The following is a 14,607-nucleotide window of genomic DNA, read 5'->3' as shown; positions in this document are numbered from 1 at the left end:
GCGCCCACCGAGATCTACACGTAAGGAGTCGTCGGCAGCGTCAGATGTGTATAAGAGACAGCGCCCACCCCGACCCCGACACCCACGCCGGAGCCCACACCCCCGTCCCCGACGCCCACGCCGGAACCCCCGGCTCCAGCCCCGCCTCCCCCACCGCCGGCCCCGGAGGCGTACCGCTGGAGCGAGCTGGCGTACGCGCCCCTCGGCGACGCCACGCAGCCGCGGATGCGGCCCGGTGAGAGCAGCTGGGTGTGGCAGCGGGAGGGGCTGTCGATCGGCGGGACGCCCTACGCGGACGGGGTGACCGTGCACGGCGCCTCGTCGGTGACGATCGACCTGAACCGGCCCTGCTCCGCCTACCAGGCAGTGGTCGGGATCGACGATCTGACGATGGGGCTGGGCGAGGCCCGGTTCTCGGTGCGGGCGGACGGCGTCACGCTGTGGAGCTCGCCGTGGGTGGCGGGCGGGGACGCCGCGGTTCCGGTACGCGTGGGGCTGACCGGGCGCAAGACGGTGACCCTGGTCGCCGAGCCGAGGTCGGCCGGGGACAACCTGGCCCTCGCGGACTGGGCGGAGTCCCGGTTCACCTGTGACGGCGGGTCCTCGGGTACCGACGGCACGGACGGCGAAGAGGGCGCGCAGGGCGCGGAAGGGAGCGGGTGAGCGCCGGTCAGCCGCGCCCGGCGGCGCCGAGCGCGCCGCGCTGCGCCGGCGCGATCCCCTCGGGCACGGCGCGCTGACGCCGCGGCGAGGTGCCGGTCCAGCAGGAGCCCCGGCGGGTGGCGAGGCGCCGCAGCCACAGTTCGACGGAGACGAGCTGGGTCAGGCCGTCGACGGGCAGCGGGTCCCCGTCGGCGGCGGCCCGCAGCGCGCGCCGGACGGTCCGCGCCTCGACCAGGCCGGTCTGGGCGAGGAACGGCGTGTCGAAGAGGGCGACCAGTTCGGCCATGGAGACCCGCAGCCCGGTCCTGGCGACGGTCGCGGCGGCCAACGGCTCGGGCGCGCCCCAGCCGTCCGGGAGCTCGGTGACCCCGGCCCCTTCGAGCACCGTACGCAGCACCTCGGCGCGGGCGCCGGGGCGTACCCGGAGTGCTTCGGGGAGCGCGCGGCAGGCGCGCACCACCTGGTTGTCGAGGTACGGGGTGTGCAGGCGCTGGAAGCGGACCTCGGCGGCCTGTTCGAGGACGCGGAGGTCGGCGGCGTGGCGGGCCAGCGCCGCGCGGGCCCGGAACTCGCCGGGGCGCTGGCCGGGACCGGGACCGGGACGGGCGGCGGCGTCGGCGAGGCGGAACGACACTTCGGCGAGGGCCTCGCCGGTCAGCCAGCGGGCGGCGGGTCCCGGCCGGGCCCAGGTGAGGGCGGCCAGCGAGGCGCCGACGGCGCCGGGGCTCTCGTCGAAGGAGCGGTGCAGCAGGCGGTCGGCGGCGGCCTCGATGCCGGCGCGGTAGGGCGTCCTGGCGAGGCGGCGGGCGGCGGCGTAGACGCGGGCGGGGACGGTGGCGGAGCCGTCGGCGCGGGTCAGGGCGGCGACCGGGCGGACCAGGTTGCGTCTGCGGCGGTCCATCAGCAGGTCGGCGAGGCGCGCCGGATGGGCGTCGAGGACCTGGCGGGCACCGTGCCCGGTGAGGTGGTCGGCGCTGCCGGACTGCAGGCGCAGCCGGTGCCGGGCGGCGACGGCGAGGGTGGGGCCCGGCTCGTCGGTGAGGGGCCCGTCCAGCTCGGCGAAGGGCAGCGCGTCCTCGGCGCCGGTGACGACGACGTGGTGCAGGCGCGGGTCGGCCGCGAGCGCGCCGGCCCGCTCGGTCTCGGCGCCGGAACCGGCCGCGGAGAGGTCGTTGAAGGTGAGGGCGCGCAGCCGCTCGCCCGCCCCCGAACCGTGGCCGAGGACGGTGCCGGGCAGCCCGGGCAGCCCCGCCGCGAGCAGCGCCAGCGTGGCGGAGGCGGGGCCTCCGGAGAGGTCGGCGCCCATGCCGGGGGCGGGCAGGCCGCGGGCGGCGCGCCGCTCGTGCGGGCCCATCCCGGGGACCGGCCCGGGGTCGGCGTCGAAGGCGGGGACGTGCCGGGGCGCGTCGAGGCGGGCGCGGACCGCTTCGACCAGGGCGTCGCGGACCCCGTCCACGGCGCTGTGGGCGTCGGCGGCCGGGGCGGCGACGGCGAGGGAGGCGACCGGTTCGTACCCGGCGATCTCGCGGGCGCCGTTGCGCAGGATCAGGGCGTGGCCCGGCGGGATGCGGTGGACGCCGAGGAAGGGGGTGGTGTCGTGGACGGCCTCAGGCACGTCGGGCAGGGCGAGCAGCGCGGCGAGGTGGCCGATGTCGAGCGGGGCGCCGATGAGGTCGGCGAGCGGGAGGGCGGCGGTCGCGTAGGCGGTGCCGTGCGCCCAGGGGGTGTGGAAGACGGGGCGTGCGCCGGCGAGGTCGCCGAGGACGGTGGTGCGCCGGCCGGCCTGGACGACGGCGGTGTAGCTGCCGGGCCAGGCGGTGAGGTGGCGCAGGGCGCCGCCGCGTGCGGCGAACAGGCCCACTCTCAGCTGCTCGTCGGTGGCGGCGCAGGTGCCGAGGACGGCGATGCGGGTGTCGGCGTCGGCGCGGACGACGCGGATCTCGTCGGGTCTCCAGTCGCCGACGGCCCAGAGCGGGTCGGGCCCGTCCCAGAGCAGCCGCGCGCCGACCGGCGTGAGCAGGCCGCCGTCCTCGTCGTCGATGCCGACGGACTCCGCGCCCGCGCCGAAGGGCCCCGCGCCCGGTTCGGGGGCGTACGTGCCGTATCCGAGGCCGGTGCCGTCCGGGGTGGTGGCGTGTGCCGGGGGTGGCGGGCCGGGCGCGGCCTGGCGCGGACGGAGTCCGGTGGAGGCGCTGCTCCACCCCACCAACCACCGCATACGGCCTCCACAGGCTGTGGACAGAACAGGGTGCCGTGGGGAAACGCCCACGGTATGGGCACCATGCTGCCACGAAGGAGGCGTGCGGGAGCGCTTGCGGTGGCGCTCCCGCCAAGCCGAATGCGCCCCTGGCAAGAGCCAGTTGGGCCGTCGCCGGGTCCTGGACCTGGCAGCGGCGGGGGAACCATCGGGTTCCGGCCATTTCGAACCGGTCTACGAGACCGGCTGTCACGCGCGGCGTGTCGTGCGGTCCGGGAGGCGCCGAGAGCCTCCCGGACCGAGCCGTCGCCCGCGGGGATGAAGGCGACGGTGTCCCCCAGCCCACTGAACGCGGTGTCAGCGGGCCGACCCACGCACCGCCCATGGAAACGCCCGCCCGCCGGTCCCGGTAAGGCGCACGGCCGGGCGCACGGCCACACGCCCGGAGCACACTCCGTCCGCGCGCCCGCCGAGCACCGGCCACAATCCCGCCAACCGGAACTATGCCCCTTAACGCTTGGGATGCGGCGAACTACGCTGGGTTTACGAATGCCGGACGCCTATGCCGCGCTCCGGCAGCCGTCTGTGTCGAGGGGTGGCGCATGTCCAGGGAGCAACGCGGGCCGAACGAGAAACTCGGCGCCGTTCTCGCCCTCGCGGGAATGAGCAACGCCGGGTTGGCACGCCGGGTCAACGACCTCGGCGCGCAGCGGGGACTGACGCTGCGCTACGACAAGACCTCGGTGGCCCGGTGGGTGTCCAAGGGGATGGTGCCGCAGGGCGCCGCGCCCCATCTGATCGCGGCCGCCATCGGGCAGAAACTCGGCCGCCCGGTGCCGCTGCACGAGATCGGGCTGGCCGACGCCGATCCGGCGCCGGAGGTGGGGCTCGCCTTCCCGCGCGACGTGGGGGCGGCGGTGAAGTCCGCCACCGAGCTGTACCGGCTGGATCTCGCGGGCCGGCGCGCCGGTGGCGGAATCTGGCAGTCCCTGGCCGGTTCCTTCGCCGTGAGCGCCTATGCGACCCCCGCCTCACGTTGGCTGATAACCCCGGCCGACTCCTCGGTCGCGCGGGAGGCCGCCCCCTCGGAGGGCGGCTCCCCCCGGCAGAGGGTCGGCCACGCCGACGTACGCAAACTCAAGGAGGCGGCGGAGGACGCGCGCCGCTGGGACTCCAAGTACGGCGGTGGCGACTGGCGTTCGTCGATGGTCCCGGAGTGCCTGCGGGTCGAGGCGGCCCCGCTTCTGCTCGGCTCGTACTCCGACGAGGTGGGCCGCGCCCTCTTCGGCGCCAGCGCCGAACTGACCCGGCTGGCCGGCTGGATGGCCTTCGACACCGGGCAGCAGGAGGCGGCGCAGCGGTACTACATCCAGGCGCTGCGGCTGGCCAGGGCGGCGGCCGACGTGCCGCTCGGCGGGTACGTCCTCGCCACCATGTCGCTCCAGTCGACCTACCGGGGCTTCGGCGACGAGGGGGTCGACCTCGCGCAGGCGGCGGTGGAGCGCAACAGGGGGCTCGCGACGGCGCGCACCATGAGCTTCTTCCGGCTGGTCGAGGCGCGGGCGCACGCCCGGGCGGGGGACGCGCAGGCCGCGGGCGCCGCCCTGCGCGCCGCGGAGGGCTGGCTGGAGCGCTCCCGGGACGGCGACGCCGACCCGCAGTGGCTCGGCTTCTACACCTACGACCGGTTCGCCGCCGACGCCGCCGAGTGCTACCGCGACCTCAAGGCGCCGCGCCAGGTCAGGCGCTTCACCGAGCAGGCCCTCTCCCAGCCGACCGACGAGTTCGTCCGCTCCCACGGCCTGCGCCTGATCGTTTCCGCCGTGGCCGAGCTGGAGTCGGGCAACCTCGACGCCGCCTGCGAACAGGGCGTCCGCGCCCTGGAGGTGGCCGGCCGGATCTCCTCCGCCCGCACCACGGAGTACGTCCGCGACCTGCTGCACCGCCTGGAGCCGTACGGCGACGAGCCGCGCGTGGTGGAGCTGCGCGAGCGGGCCCGGCCGCTGCTGACGGCGCCCGCGTAGGAGCGCACCGGCGCACGCGAGGTGACCGGCGCCACCGCCCGGCCGCCCCTTGTCCACCCATGATCACCGGGCAAGGGGTTTGAGGCCGGCGTCAGCGGCGCAGGCCACTATCGGGGCAGGGAGGTGGTGCGCGTGCGGGACGAGACCGACGTGGTGGTGATCGGCGCCGGGATCGTCGGGCTGTCGACGGCGTACGCGCTGTCCCGGCAGCGCCCGGGCATCCGCGTGACGGTGCTGGAGAAGGAGCAGGGCCCGGCCCGCCACCAGACGGGCCGCAACAGCGGCGTCATCCACAGCGGCGTCTACTACCGCCCCGGCTCCCTCAAGGCCCGGTACGCGACGCGCGGCGCCGCCGAGATGGTCCGGTTCTGCGCGGAGCACGGCATCCCGCACGAGGTCACGGGCAAGCTGATCGTCGCCACCGGCCGCGAGGAGCTGCCCCGCCTGCACGCCCTGGTCCAGCGCGGCCGGGAGAACGGCATCCCCGTCCGCGAACTGGGCCCCTCCCAGATCCCCGCGTACGAGCCGGAGGCGCGCGGCCTCGCCGCCATCCACGTCGCCACCACCGGCATCTGCGACTACGGCACGGTCGCCCGGGTCCTCGCCGAGTCGTCCAAGGCCGACATCCGGTACGGCGCGGAGGCCGACCTCATATCCCGCCGCCTCGGCCGGGGCGTGGCCGTGCGGACCAAGGACGGCACGGTGGTGCGCGGCCGCGTGCTGGTCAACTGCGCGGGCCTGCAGTGCGACCGCGTGGCCCGGCTGGCGGGCGACGACCCGAAGATGCGGATCGTCCCCTTCCGCGGCGAGTACTACGAGCTGGCCCGGCCCGAACTGGTCCGCGGCCTGGTCTACCCGGTCCCCGACCCGGCCTTCCCCTTCCTCGGCGTCCACCTGACCCGCGGCGTGGACGGCGGGGTGCACGTCGGCCCGAACGCCGTCCTGGCCGGGGCCCGCGAGGGCTACTCCTGGCCGGTGGTGCGCCCCGCCGACCTCGCGGGCACCCTCGCCTGGCCCGGCTTCTGGCACCTCGCCCGCCGCCACGCCGGGTACGGGCTCGGGGAGGTCGGCCGCTCCCTGTCGAAGGCGGCCTTCACCCGGGCGGTGCGCAGGCTGCTGCCCGCCGTCCGCGAGGACGACCTGGTGCCGGCCCCGGCCGGGGTGCGCGCCCAGGCGGTGCTGCGCGACGGCACCCTCGTCGACGACTTCCTGATCCGCCAGGGCCCGGGCACCGTCCACGTCCTCAACGCCCCCTCCCCCGCCGCCACCGCCTCCCTGCCCATCGGCCGCGAGGTGGCCCGGCGGGTCCTGGGGGTGCTGGAGCGGGGCTGACGGGGGCCACGGACCCGGGCGCCCACGCCCGCCGCCGCTTCGCGCCCGGCTCCGTAGACTGGAAGGCGTGGCGGCGGCACCGTCCCGCGCTCCGCCCCTCCGGGGCACCGGACGCGGACGCTTCCGTGCCCCTCCCCCGCGCCGGGCCGCACCTCAGCCGCGCCTGGCGGACGCCCCCGTCCCCGTACGCCGAAATGCGGTCCCGACTCCCGTGAGCAACCAGAACGCGCCCCAGACCCCCGCTACCGCCACGCCGGACACCCCGCGGCTCCCGGAGCCGCCCCGCAGCGCCCGGACCTCGGCGGCCAAGCCGGAGCGCACCCGGATGTTCGCCGACGGCACCGGTCCCGCGGCCGACCCGGCCGGCTCCCACTTCGAGCGGCGCATCCGCAGCTTCCAGCCGCGCCGCAGCCGGGTCACCACCGGGCAGGAGGAGGCGCTGCGGCGCCTCTGGCCCACCTGGGGCATCGATGTGGACGGGCAGCGTGTGCTCGACCTCGACGCGATGTTCGGGGGGCGCCCCGTGGTCCTGGAGATCGGCTTCGGCATGGGCGAGGCGACCGCGCGGATGGCCGCCGAGGACCCCGGGACCGGCATCCTCGCCGTCGACGTCCACACCCCCGGCCAGGGGAACCTGCTGGGCCTCGCCGACCGGCTGGGCCTGGACAACGTCCGGGTGGCCAACGGGGACGCCATCATCCTGCTCCGCGAGATGCTGGCCCCCGAGGCCCTGGCCGGCCTGCGCGTCTACTTCCCCGACCCGTGGCCGAAGACCCGCCACCACAAGCGGCGCCTGATCCAGCCCGACTTCCTGAGCCTGGCGGCCCCGCGGCTCGCCCCCGGCGCCGTCCTGCACTGCGCCACCGACTGGGAGCCCTACGCCGAGCAGATGCACGACGTGCTCAGCGCCCACCCCGCCTTCGAGAACACCGTGGAGCTGCCCGGCCCCGCCGTCGAGGGGACGGACGGCGTGGTGCGGCACGGGTACGCGCCGCGTCCCGCGTTCCGGCCGCGCACCCGGTTCGAGGGGCAGGGCCTGGACAAGGGGCACGTCGTCCACGACCTCCTCTTCCGCAAGGTGGCGGAGCCGGCCGCGAGCTGACTCCCCCCGGACCGTCACCCGCGGGTGACGCGGCGGACCGGAATGGACGCCACCGGGACACAGCGCGACAAATTTTCGCGACGGTCTGTGGCGGTCTTTTCACTCGCCGGGACTAATCAGCCCACCGGGAACTGGTTAGGGTCGTTCTCGTGATCAACAGCCCGTCGTACTCGGCCTCGCAGCCCGAGCAGCCGCACGGGGCCGGTGCCGAGGGCGCCGGTCCCGGCCAGGCGCTGCCGCCCCCGCCGCCGATGCCCCCGTATCCGGCCGCGCTCCCCCGCATGCGCTGGTGGCAGCGGCACGCGGTCCGGGTGGGCCTGCTGGTCGGCCTGCTCACGGTCTCGGGCGGCATCATCCTCGCCCTGGTCCGCGAGCAGACCGGTACGCACGGCTTCCTCGTCGGCCTCGGCCTCGCCCTGCTGCCGGTGCCGCTGCTGCTCGCGGTCTTCCGCTGGGTGGAGGCGGTCGAGCCCGGCCCGTGGCGGAACCTGATCTTCTGCTTCGCCTGGGGAGCCTGCGCCGCCGCGCTGATCGCCATCGTCGCCAACACCCTGGCCACCGAATGGCTGGTCGGCTCCACCCTGGAGCCGTTCGCTGGCGGTGACGAGCCGCTGAAGCCCGACGCGGTCGGCGCCACCTTCGTGGCCCCCGTCGTCGAGGAGTCCGCCAAGGCGGTCTCGGTGCTCCTGATCTTCCTCTTCCGCCGGCAGCACTTCCGCGGCCTGCTGGACGGCGCCGTGACGGCAGGCCTCACCGGCGCCGGCTTCGCCTTCACCGAGAACATCCTCTACCTCGGGAACGCCTTCGGCCGCGACCAGTTGGCCGGCGACAGCGGCATGGCCTCGGTCACCGCCGCCACCTTCTTCGTACGGATCGTGCTGTCGCCCTTCGCCCACCCGCTCTTCACCCTGCTGACCGGGATCGGCTTCGGTCTGGCCGCCCGCACCCCGGGCCGCCGACGGGTGCGCCGGGTCCTGCTCCCCCTGGCCGGCCTGCTGCTCTCCATGGGCATGCACGGCCTGTGGAACGGCTCGGCCACCCTGATGGGCCCCTTCGGCTTCATCACCGTCTACGCCGTGGTGATGGTCCCGGTCTTCGGCCTCTCCGTCTGGCTGCTGGTGTGGGCCCGCGCCGACGTGCTGCGCGCCGTCCGCACCCACCTCCCCGCCTACGTGGCGGCGGGCTGGCTCGCCCCGGCCGAACCGGCCGCCCTCGCCACGATGAACGCCCGTCACCTCGCCCGGGACCACGCCCGGCGCTCCGGCGGCCGCAAGGCGGTGCGCGCCCTCGCCGCCTATCAACGCGACGCCACCACCCTGGCCGTGCTGCGCCGGCGCGGCGAACGGGGCCAGGCCGAACCGGACTTCGTCAACCGCGAGCGCGCCCTGCTCAACTCCCTCTGGGAGCGACGCGAGACGATCCGCCCGGCCCAGCTGCACGCCGCCCGCCTGCTGGCTCCGCCGCCGCCCGCAATGTGGCTGCCGCCCCAGCAGGGCGGCTGGGGCTGGGGCGCGCCGTACGGGAACCAGGGGTGGGGCGGAGCCCCGTGGGGCGGTCCCTGGCCGGGTCCGGCGACGGGGCCCGGGCCCGCACCGGCGCCGGGCGGGCCCCCGGTGCCGGGCCCGTCTCCGTACGCTCCGCCGCCGCACATACCCCCGCGGCAGCCTTAGCCGGCTCCGCCCGGCGGCCGGGCCGGCGTCCGGATCAGGCCGAGGCGACGGTGAGCAGGCTCAGTTCCTCGTCGGTCAGCGTGAGGTCGGCGACGGCCAGCAGCGCCGGAAGCTGTTCCACCGTGCGGGCGCTGGCGATCGGCGCGGCCACGGTCGGGCGCGCGGCGAGCCAGGCGAGGGCCACGGACGCCACCTCGGCACCGTGCGCCTCGGCGACGGTGTCCAGGGCGGCGAGGACCTTCTGGCCGCGCTCGGTGGCCAGGTGCTGCCCGGCGCCTGCGGCACGGGGGCTGTCCACGGTGGTGCCCGGGCGGTACTTGCCCGTCAGGAAGCCGGCCGCCAGCGCGTAGTACGGCACCGCGGCCAGGCCCGCGCGGGAGGCGATCTGCTGGAGCGGGCCTTCGTAGGTGTCCCGGGAGACGAGGTTGTAATGGGGCTGGAGCGCGACGTACCGGGCCAGGCCCTCGCGGTCGGCGAAGTCCAGGGACTCCTGGAGGCGTTCGGGGCTGATGTTGGAGGCGGCGACGGCGCGGACCTTGCCCTCCTTCACCAGGTCGTCGAGGGCGGTGACGATCTCCTCGACCGGCACGGAGGGGTCGTCGAAGTGGGTGTAGTACAGGTCGATGCGGTCCGTGCCGAGCCGCCGCAGCGACTCCTCGGCCGCCGCCTTCACGTTGGGGGCGGAGAGCCCCTTGAACTTCGGGTGGCTGCCGACCTTGGTGGCGACGACGATCTCGTCCCGGTTGCCGCGCGAGGCGAGCCACTTGCCGATCATGGTCTCGGACTCACCGCCCTCGTTCCCCGGCACCCAGGAGGAGTACGTGTCCGCGCTGTCGATGAAGTTGCCGCCCGCGGCGGCGTAGGCGTCGAGGACGGCGAAGGACTGCGCCTCGTCCGCGGTCCAGCCGAAGACGTTGCCTCCGAGGGCCAGCGGGAAGACGTCGAGATCAGAATTGCCGAGAGGGCGGAGAGAAGTCATGGGGAGATCAACAAAACAGCCCGGCCGCCCATTCCTGGCCGAGCCGTGCCCGTACGAAGAGGTCCGGCGGCCCTGACGTCGGGGGGTAGCCGTCAGGACCGCCGGAGTTCAGCCACCCGAGCCGGGACACGGCGCGGGTGGGAGCCACGTGGCGCACACGGCCGCACACGGGCACGGCAGGAGAAGAGGGGAGAGCAACAGGCGTGCGCCCAACCCGGGTTCCGGTCACCGCGAACCCGCCCGCCAGAACGGCGGGCGGGCACGGTACGGACCGGTGTCAGATGTTGAGGCCCTTGCCCCGCAGCCAGCTGAGCGGGTCGACGCCGTCGCCGCCACCCGGGTGGATCTCCAGGTGGAGGTGGGGCCCGGTGACGTTGCCGGTGGCACCGACACGGCCGATCACGTCGCCGGTGGTGACCTTCTGCCCGGCGCTGACGGACATCGACGACTGGTGGGAGTACCAGAGTTCGGTGCCGTCCTCCAGCTCCAGGATGGTGCGGTAGCCGTACGAACCGGCCCAGCCCGCTTCCTTGATGGTGCCGGAGTGGATCGCCTTGAGCGGGGTCCCGGTGGGGGCGGCGAAGTCGAGTCCGGTGTGGTAGCCGGAGGACCACATGGCGCCCGCCTGACCGTAGGTCGAGGTCAGGGTGTACGAGGTGGTGGGGAGCGAGAAGCTGGCGGCGAGCTTGGCGAGGCGCTCGGCCTCCTCCTTCTTCCGCTTCTCCTCGGCCTTCTTCCGCTCCGCCTCGGCCAGCTTCTTCTCGGCGGCCTCCTGGACCTTCGCGGCCTCGGCGACGGCCTGCTCGGCCGCGGCCTGCTCGGCGGCGCGGGCCGCGCTCTGGTCGGCCTGGTCCTGCTGGTGCTCGGCCTGCTGGATGATGCGGGCCCGCAGCGCCTCGCCGGCGTCGGTGGTGCCCTGCTCGGTGTCGGCGACGGTGACCCCGGCGCCGGTGAGCGGGCTGGCCGTCACCTGCGTGTCGGACTCCTTGTCGGAGCCCAGCAGGCTGCCGACGCCCGGCAGCGAATCGGCGTCCGGGAGGGAGGCCTTGACGGAGGAGAGGTCGGGGAGCGAGATGGAGACCGGGGGCTTCTCCTTGGCGGTGGCGATACCGCCGGCGCCCACCGCGGCGATGACGCCGACGCCGAGGACGGTGGAGGAGCGGGCCAGGCCGCCGCCGCGCTGCTTCGCGACACGGTGCCGGCCGCGGACGGGACGGATGGACTCCTCGGTGGGATTCCATTCCTCCCAGGGGCCCCCGGCGGGTCCGTAGGCCGTGGGACCGGTGACCCGGTCCTCGTCGTTCGGCACGAACAGGGCCTCAGGGGCAGGACGGTTCGACGCCACGCGGGCGCTCTCCTTTCCTTCCTTCTCGCCTACCGGGTTAGCTGACGGGTTCGGAGCAGGAAGGTCTCCTACGGGCGCCTCGAAAGGCGTCCGATTCACCCCAAGGAGTGGTTCCCCGGTTCCCTACGGGATTCGGCGCGTGCGCACGGAGCCGTCTCGGGTGACGGCCGGGACAACCGCGCTGCGTTATCGAACGTTAATAGACACCTGGCCTGGATTCCAAGCCGTTCCGGATGATCGTTGGGCTCCGGGGGCCGGACGTACCGGGGCACCGAGGGGCGCTTTCGGGCGAGTTGCCTCCACAGAACCACCACAGGAGCACCTGACGGTGTGTCAGTTGTTATGCGGGGAGCGTCCGCCCGCTCACCGTCGGTGACGGCATCGGCGGTGGGCGACCGCCCTGCCGGAGCCCGGGTGCCTCAGGGCCGGCGGAGCGCCAGCAGCGCCATGTCGTCCTGCGGTCCGCCGCCGGTGTGCACGCGGACCTCCCGGGAGAGCGCCTCCAGAAGGTGGTCGGGCGCCTCGAAGCGACGCCCCGTCAGCCGCGTCGCCGGATCGTAGAAGACCCCGTTCCGGTCCCGTGCCTCCGTCAGGCCGTCGGTGAAGAGGAGCAGGGTGGCGCCGGAGGGGAAGGGCGTCGCGTCCGAACGGTCCGGCCACACCCCGAGATCTCCCATGCCGAGCGGAAGCGCCGGCTGGGTCGGCACCAGCACCCGTACGTCCCCGTCGCCGTGGAGCAGCAGCGGCTCGGGGTGGCCCCGGTTGACCGTGCGGACGACGGACTGCCCGGGCGGGATCTCCGCCAGCAGCGCGGTGGTGAACCCCTCGAACTGGTCCAGCCCCTCCCGCCGCACCCCCTCACGGGCGAGGGCGCGTTCGAGCCGCTGGGCCACCTTCTCCAGGCTCGACTCCTGCTCGGCGGCCTCCCGGAACGCCCCGATGACCACGGCGACCGCCTCCACCGCACCGAGCCCCTTGCCGCGCACGTCACCGACGAGCAGCCGCACCCCGTGCGGGGTCTCCTGGACGGCGTAGAGGTCGCCGCCGATGAGGGCGTCGGCCTGGGCGGCCTCGTAGCGGGCGGCGATGTCGAAGCCGCCGATCCGCTCGGCGGGGATGGGCAGTACGGCACGCTGGGCGGCCTCGGCGATGCTGCGGGCGGTGGCGAGCTGTTCGCCGCTGCGGCTGACCAGCCGGTTGCTGAGCAAGGCGAGAAGGGCGCAGGTGAGGATGGTGAGCAGCTCGGTGGTCGAGTCCACCCCGCCCAGCGTCCCGGTCTGCCACTGGAGCAGCACCACCACGGCCAGCGCGAGGGCCCCGGTCAGCACGGTGCCGAGGAGCGAGAAGAACGGCGCGGCGATCAGCGGCGCCGCGGCGTAGAGCGGACTGGCGTTGAAGCGCGGCGGCGCGGCCTCGTCGAAGACGACCCCGGCGACGAGCAGCACCACGGGCAGCAGCCGCATCAGCGTCCGGGACCTGCTCCCCGTGAGCGGGTCCCCCTTGTACGTGCCGAGCGTCCCCCGCCCGGTCGCGCCCCGCTTCTCCGCCGGGGCCTTCCGGGCGGCCGGCCGGCCCGTCTCCTTCTCCGCGTCCTCGCCGCGTTTCCCCACCAACCTGTCTCCTGATCCATCGGCCGGCCCCCGGTCGGCCCGGCCCGGACACGCCCGCTCCCGCGTCAGCGCTTCCCCCATGCTTCCGCCCACCCCGTGCGGCGGCGAGCGGACAGCGCCCGAACGAGTGCCGCACCGGTCGCGAGCACACGACGAAGGCCCGGATTCCTCGAAAGGAATCCGGGCCTCGGCCTTCAGTAGCGGGGACAGGATTTGAACCTGCGACCTCTGGGTTATGAGCCCAGCGAGCTACCGAGCTGCTCCACCCCGCGTCGGTGAAATCAACTATACGCCATCCGGAAGGTGCCTCGCGCCACGCCCTCCGGAGGGCGGGCCTCCGCCCCGGCGCGGCGGGCGGAGGCCCGAGAGGCCGGGCGGGAGCGGCCCGCCCGGACACCCTCTAGGTCACCGGCGTCGTCCACGTCCGCCCGCGACCCGGTCCAGGGCGAATACACCGATCGCGGCCAGCACGATCTGGATGCCCCATTCGGCCCAGTCGACGCCCTTGGTCTCGGCGAGGCCGAACTGGGCGGCGACGAAGGTGCCGACGAGCGCCGCCACGATGCCGACGGCGATGGTCAGCAGCAGGCCGATGCGCTGCCGGCCGGGGACGACCAGGCGTCCCAGGAGACCGATGACGATGCCGATGACGATCGCGCTGACGATCCCGGATATCTCCATGAGACACGCCTCTCGTTTTCTCGTGCCGTGCCTGCGGCGGACCGGCGACCCACGCGTCGGCCCCTTGCCGCACGTGTGCCCGGGCGGCGACGGGCCAGTCCCCTCCCGCGCAGAATCAGGCGATCCTGTGCCCGCGAGGACCGCCGGGGCGTACGCCTGGGGCGCGCGGGGCGTAGGGGGCGAGGTGCGTGCACCCCTGGCCCGACACGACGACGCCCCTCCCCCGCGCCCACCAGGAGCACGGAGAAGGGGTCGGGAAAAGCCCGTCGCCCGCCCGGGGGATTGGGTTGCCGGTCGGGCGACGGGTGTTCGGGGGGGTGCGTCAGACGTTGACGCCGAAGTCCTGGGCGATCCCGGCCAGGCCCGAGGCGTAGCCCTGGCCGACCGCGCGGAACTTCCACTCGGCGCCATGGCGGTAGAGCTCGCCGAAGACCATGGCGGTCTCGGTGGAGGCGTCCTCCGTGAGGTCGTACCGCGCGATCTCGGCGCCGCCGGCCTGGTTCACCACACGGATGAAGGCGTTCCGGACCTGGCCGAAGCTCTGACCACGGGACTCCGCGTCGTGGATGGAAACGGGGAAGACGATGCGGGTGACCTGCGGCGGGACCGCGGCGAGGTTGACCTTGACGGCCTCGTCGTCGCCGTCGCCCTCGCCGGTGAGGTTGTCACCGGTGTGCTCGACGGAGCCGTCGGGGCTGGTCAGGTTGTTGTAGAAGATGAAGTGCTGGTCGGAGAGGACCTTGCCGGACTCGTCGCAGAGCAGGGCGCTGGCGTCGAGGTCGTAGTCGGTGCCGGTCGTCGTGCGGACGTCCCAGCCGAGCCCGACAAGGACCGCGGTCAGCCCGGGGGCTTCCTTGCTGAGAGAGACATTGCCGCCCTTGGCCAGGGAAACGCCCACGGTCTTCTCCTTCTGCGGTTCGTCCTGCGTGCTCGTACCGGGTTCCGCGCCCGCGACGTCCTGCGGCCGCCGGGTGCGGGCGGGCGGGGTGCGGCGGCCGGACTGG

The 14,607-nt window shown here is 74.7% G+C and carries 10 protein-coding genes, 1 tRNA gene, 1 pseudogene and 1 riboswitch; of the genes and pseudogenes, 5 read left to right on the top strand and 7 right to left on the bottom strand.

The window, feature by feature from the left end; genetic code table 11:
* Nucleotides 1–63 precede the first annotated feature (63 nt).
* Nucleotides 64–663, top strand: a pseudogene (locus IF45_RS0127600) (NPCBM/NEW2 domain-containing protein); the annotation flags it as partial.
* Nucleotides 664–670: 7 nt separating this feature from the next.
* Here the strand turns inward: IF45_RS0127600 and IF45_RS0127595 are convergent.
* Nucleotides 671–2,881, bottom strand: coding sequence for an asparagine synthase-related protein (locus IF45_RS0127595; RefSeq protein WP_018894787.1), 2,211 nt, complete (start codon nt 2,879–2,881; stop codon nt 671–673).
* A gap of 581 nt (nt 2,882–3,462) precedes the next feature.
* Between IF45_RS0127595 and IF45_RS0127590 the strand changes: the two genes are divergently transcribed.
* From IF45_RS0127590 to IF45_RS0127575, 4 genes are all read left to right on the top strand, one after another.
* On the top strand, nt 3,463–4,884 hold the full coding sequence (locus IF45_RS0127590) for an NsdA family TPR-like regulatory protein (RefSeq protein WP_003949561.1): 1,422 nt from the start codon (nt 3,463–3,465) through the stop codon (nt 4,882–4,884).
* Nucleotides 4,885–5,016: 132 nt separating this feature from the next.
* Complete coding sequence (lhgD, locus tag IF45_RS0127585) at nt 5,017–6,216, top strand: L-2-hydroxyglutarate dehydrogenase (protein ID WP_030310144.1); 1,200 nt, start codon at nt 5,017–5,019, stop codon at nt 6,214–6,216.
* Between the two features lie 211 nt (nt 6,217–6,427).
* A complete protein-coding gene (trmB, locus tag IF45_RS0127580) occupies nt 6,428–7,318 on the top strand; it encodes a tRNA (guanosine(46)-N7)-methyltransferase TrmB (RefSeq protein WP_010644080.1) in 891 nt (296 codons plus the stop codon).
* Between the two features lie 149 nt (nt 7,319–7,467).
* The gene (locus tag IF45_RS0127575) at nt 7,468–8,988 is read left to right on the top strand and encodes a PrsW family intramembrane metalloprotease (RefSeq protein ID WP_030310137.1); all 1,521 of its coding nucleotides are present in this window, start codon (nt 7,468–7,470) and stop codon (nt 8,986–8,988) included.
* Between the two features lie 34 nt (nt 8,989–9,022).
* Here the strand turns inward: IF45_RS0127575 and IF45_RS0127570 are convergent, their stop codons facing one another.
* The 6 genes from IF45_RS0127570 to IF45_RS0127545 all read right to left on the bottom strand — a co-directional run bounded on the left by IF45_RS0127570 (nt 9,023) and on the right by IF45_RS0127545 (nt 14,501).
* Entirely contained in the window at nt 9,023–9,967 is a 945-nt protein-coding gene (locus IF45_RS0127570; protein WP_030310136.1) for an aldo/keto reductase, read from the bottom strand.
* 277 nt (nt 9,968–10,244) lie between these two features.
* On the bottom strand, nt 10,245–11,312 hold the full coding sequence (locus IF45_RS0127565; RefSeq protein ID WP_003949556.1) for a M23 family metallopeptidase: 1,068 nt from the start codon (nt 11,310–11,312) through the stop codon (nt 10,245–10,247).
* 11 nt (nt 11,313–11,323) lie between these two features.
* A riboswitch (cyclic di-AMP (ydaO/yuaA leader) is annotated at nt 11,324–11,460 on the bottom strand.
* Between the two features lie 271 nt (nt 11,461–11,731).
* Nucleotides 11,732–12,922, bottom strand: a complete 1,191-nt coding sequence (locus tag IF45_RS0127560) for a PP2C family protein-serine/threonine phosphatase (RefSeq protein ID WP_010644087.1) — start codon at nt 12,920–12,922, stop codon at nt 11,732–11,734.
* A gap of 198 nt (nt 12,923–13,120) precedes the next feature.
* Nucleotides 13,121–13,194, bottom strand: a tRNA-Met gene (locus IF45_RS0127555).
* A gap of 133 nt (nt 13,195–13,327) precedes the next feature.
* A complete protein-coding gene (locus IF45_RS0127550) occupies nt 13,328–13,603 on the bottom strand; it encodes a GlsB/YeaQ/YmgE family stress response membrane protein (RefSeq protein ID WP_030310133.1) in 276 nt (91 codons plus the stop codon).
* 322 nt (nt 13,604–13,925) lie between these two features.
* Nucleotides 13,926–14,501: a TerD family protein gene (locus tag IF45_RS0127545; RefSeq protein WP_003949553.1), complete on the bottom strand. Its 576-nt coding sequence runs from the start codon at nt 14,499–14,501 to the stop codon at nt 13,926–13,928.
* Between the last annotated feature and the right edge of the window lie 106 nt (nt 14,502–14,607).

The sequence above is a fragment of the Streptomyces albidoflavus genome, assembly GCF_000719955.1.
GTDB lineage: Bacteria > Actinomycetota > Actinomycetes > Streptomycetales > Streptomycetaceae > Streptomyces > Streptomyces albidoflavus.
The sequence above is the reverse complement of the archived record's forward strand: the minus strand, read 5'-3'. Positions and strand labels throughout refer to the sequence as shown.

Excerpts from the sequence above, each read along its gene's own strand:
- IF45_RS0127595 (WP_018894787.1), bottom strand. The coding sequence starts at position 2,881 with ATGCGGTGGTTGGTGGGGTGGAGCAGCGCCTCCACCGGACTCCGTCCG.
- IF45_RS0127590 (WP_003949561.1), top strand. The coding sequence starts at position 3,463 with ATGTCCAGGGAGCAACGCGGGCCGAACGAGAAACTCGGCGCCGTTCTC.
- IF45_RS0127570 (WP_030310136.1), bottom strand. The coding sequence starts at position 9,967 with ATGACTTCTCTCCGCCCTCTCGGCAATTCTGATCTCGACGTCTTCCCG.
- IF45_RS0127550 (WP_030310133.1), bottom strand. The coding sequence starts at position 13,603 with ATGGAGATATCCGGGATCGTCAGCGCGATCGTCATCGGCATCGTCATC.